Annotated in this window: 4 protein-coding genes; 3 read left to right on the forward strand and 1 reads right to left on the reverse strand. The window is 72.4% G+C overall.

Annotation, left to right across the window (positions count from 1 at the left end; all coding sequences use genetic code 11):
• The 3 genes from NON22_RS22760 to NON22_RS22770 form a co-directional block, all read left to right on the forward strand.
• On the forward strand, window positions 1-209 hold a 209-nt coding region (locus NON22_RS22760; RefSeq protein WP_425508021.1), incomplete at its 5' end, for an endonuclease/exonuclease/phosphatase family protein.
• On the forward strand, window positions 206-1,384 hold the full coding sequence (gene clsB / locus NON22_RS22765; protein ID WP_257389277.1) for a cardiolipin synthase ClsB: 1,179 nt from the start codon (window positions 206-208) through the stop codon (window positions 1,382-1,384). The genes NON22_RS22760 and clsB, both read left to right, overlap by 4 nt.
• Window positions 1,371-2,324 carry a lysylphosphatidylglycerol synthase transmembrane domain-containing protein gene (locus tag NON22_RS22770; protein WP_257389278.1) on the forward strand — a complete coding sequence of 318 codons (954 nt, stop codon included), beginning with the start codon at window positions 1,371-1,373 and terminating at the stop codon, window positions 2,322-2,324. Before clsB ends, NON22_RS22770 begins: the two co-directional genes overlap by 14 nt.
• Window positions 2,325-2,327: 3 nt before the next feature.
• On the opposite strand, the gene NON22_RS22775 is transcribed toward NON22_RS22770, so the two are convergent.
• Window positions 2,328-2,770, reverse strand: a 443-nt coding sequence (locus NON22_RS22775; protein WP_257389279.1) for a BON domain-containing protein, incomplete at its 5' end; no start/stop codon positions are given.

Genomic DNA, 2,770 nt, shown 5'->3' on the forward strand with positions numbered 1-2,770 from the left:
CGCTGCTGCGCGACGGCTGCGGCCTGCAGTCGGCGTTCGCGCGTGCCGGCGGCTTGCGGCCGCGCACGTTTCCGGCGCGCTGGCCGCTGCTCGCGCTGGACCGCATCTACGTCGCCAACCTGCGCGTGCAGTCGGCCTGCGTGCTGTCGGCGCTGCCGTGGCCGCATCTGTCGGACCACCTGCCGCTGCTGGCCGAGGTCGGCGCATGAAGCACGAATGGCGCGACGGCAACGAGGTGCGTCTGCTGGAGAACGGCGAGGAATTCTTTCCGCGCGTGTTCGAGGCGCTGCGCGAGGCGCGCCGGCGCGTCTACATCGAGACCTTCATCCTGCTCGACGACGAAGTCGGTCGCGCGCTGCTGCAGGCGCTGGCCGAAGCCGTCGCGCGCGGCGCGGCCGTCGACGTGCTCGCCGACGGCTTCGGCTCCGAGCCGCTGACCGCCGACTACCGCGCGGCGCTGGCCGCGGCCGGCGTGCGGTTGCACCTGTACGAGCCGCGGCGTCGCCTGTTCGGCCTGCGCACGAACCTGTTCCGCCGGCTGCATCGCAAGATCGTGCTGATCGACGGCCGGCTCGCGTTCGTCGGCGGCATCAATTTCTGCAGCGACCAGCTGCTCGCATCGGGACCGCTCGCGCTGCACGACTTCGCCGTCGAGCTGAGAGGGCCGATCGTCGCCGACATCGAGCGCTTCGTCGCGCGCTCGCGTAGCGCCGCGCATCCGCCGCAGACCTCGGCCGACGAGGACCGCGCGCCCGGGCCGGCGCGCGTGCGCTTCGTCACGCGCGACAACCACCGCCATCCGGGCGACATCGAGCGCGAATACCGCGTCGCGATCCGCGCGGCGCAGCGCGAGATAGTGCTGGCCAATGCGTATTTCTTTCCGGGCTACCGCCTGCTGCGCGACCTGCGCAACGCGGCGCGGCGCGGCGTGCGGGTGACCGTCGTCGTCCAGGGAAAACCCGATCTGCGCATCGTCCCGATCGTCGTGCGCTGGCTGTATCACTATCTGATCCCGGCCGGCGTGCGCATCTGCGAATTCCGTACGCGGCCGTTGCACGCGAAGGTCGCCGTCGTCGACGGCCGCTGGGCCACGGTCGGATCGAGCAATCTCGATCCGCTGAGCCTGTCGCTGAACCTCGAAGCCAACGTCGTCATCGTCGATGCGGCGTTCGGTGCGGAGCTGCGCACGCGGCTGCTGCAGCTGCTGGCCCGGGACTGCGTGCCGGTCACCGCGGCGCGGGTACCTAAACGCACCCTCTGGCGTATCGTCAGCAGCGTGCTGGTGTTCCATTTTCTGCGCCATTTTCCGCGCTGGGTCGAGCGCATACCCGCGGCGCGGCCGCGCATCGAACATGTCGAGGCCGACGCTCATGCGGACCGCTGAAACCGCGGCGCGGCGCCGCCGCCTGATCCTGCGCGTGCTCGGCTTCGGCCTGTTCGCCGTGACGGCCTGGCTCGTGGCCGAGATCGTGCGCGAGACCGACTGGCCGGCCGTGCTGGCCGCGCTGCGCCGGCGCGAGGCCGCCGACCTCGTCCTGATCGCGGCGCTCGCGCTGGCCAGCCATGCGCTGTACGGCTGCATCGACGTGATCGGCGCACGCGCGCTGCGCCTGCGGCTGCCGCGCCGCCGCGTCTGGCTGACCGCGACGGGCAGCTACGCGTGCAACCTGAATCTCGGCAGCCTGGTCGGCGCCGCGGCGCTGCGCTTCAAGCTCTACGGACGCCAGGGTGTCGCGGCGGCCGACATCTCGCGGATGATCGCGATCAGCGTCGCGGCGAACTGGATGGGCCATCTCGCGTTGTTCGCGACGTTGCCGCTCTGGGGCGGCCTGGCGGTGCTCGCGCGCTGGACCGGACGCGCCGGCGCGCTGGGCCTGTGCCTGGTCGCCGCCGCCGCCGTCGCGCTTTACCTGCTGGCCTGCTGGCGCGCGCGCGAGTGGAACGTGCGCGGCTACCGCTTCCGCTTTCCGCGCTGGCGCCTGGGCCTGAGCCAGATCGCCGTCGCCGCGGCCAACTGGGCGCTGATCGGCGCGGTGCTGCAGCGCTGCCTCGGCGACGGTGCCGATTACGCGGCGACCTTGGCGGCGCTGCTGATCGCCGCGGTCGCCGGCGCGGCTGTGCACGTGCCCGGCGGCTGGGGCGTGCTCGACTACGTGATTCTCAAGAGCCTCGCCGGCAGTCTCGACGCGCATCGCATCGTCGCCGGCGTGCTGGTCTATCGAGCGGCCTACTATCTGCTGCCGCTCGCGCTCGCCGCGCTGAGCATCGCCTGGCTGCTGCGCCGTGCGCCGCCGTCCGCGGCGGCGGCCGATGAGCCGGCTTGAGCCTCAGGCTTTCTTCGGCGGAGTCAACGTCGTCGCGTCGCCTGCGCCGGAATCGCGCGCCGGACCGATGCCGAGCCGGTTGTCGATCTCGCGCACGCCGTACGCATCGACGATGTCCTCGACGCGGTGACGCGTCTGGCGCCGGTCGACGGTGCCGCTCAAGGTGACACGGCCGTCGACGACCGTGATCTCGATGTCGCTCGCATCGATCTGCGGATCCTCGGTCAGGCGCTCGGCGATGAGCTCGCGCAGCCGTTCGTCGGATCGCACGTAGCTGCGCGGACCGTAGCCGCGGAAATCCTCGCCGGGCCGGCCGCGCGGCCGGCCGTAGGCGCCGCTGCCGGCGGCGCGGCCGACGGCTTCGGCATAGCCGCCGCGTGCGGCCAGACCGAAGCCGCCGCGGCCCGGATGCCGGGCGGCGTCGTCGACGCCGTGGCCGTAGTAGC

This window comes from Tahibacter caeni (assembly GCF_024609805.1).
GTDB classification, from domain to species: Bacteria; Pseudomonadota; Gammaproteobacteria; order Xanthomonadales; family Rhodanobacteraceae; genus Tahibacter; species Tahibacter caeni.

What these genes read in the sequence shown, in the direction of transcription:
- clsB (WP_257389277.1), top strand. Translation starts at nt 206, where the DNA reads ATGAAGCACGAATGGCGCGACGGCAACGAGGTGCGTCTGCTGGAGAAC.
- NON22_RS22770 (WP_257389278.1), top strand. Translation starts at nt 1,371, where the DNA reads ATGCGGACCGCTGAAACCGCGGCGCGGCGCCGCCGCCTGATCCTGCGC.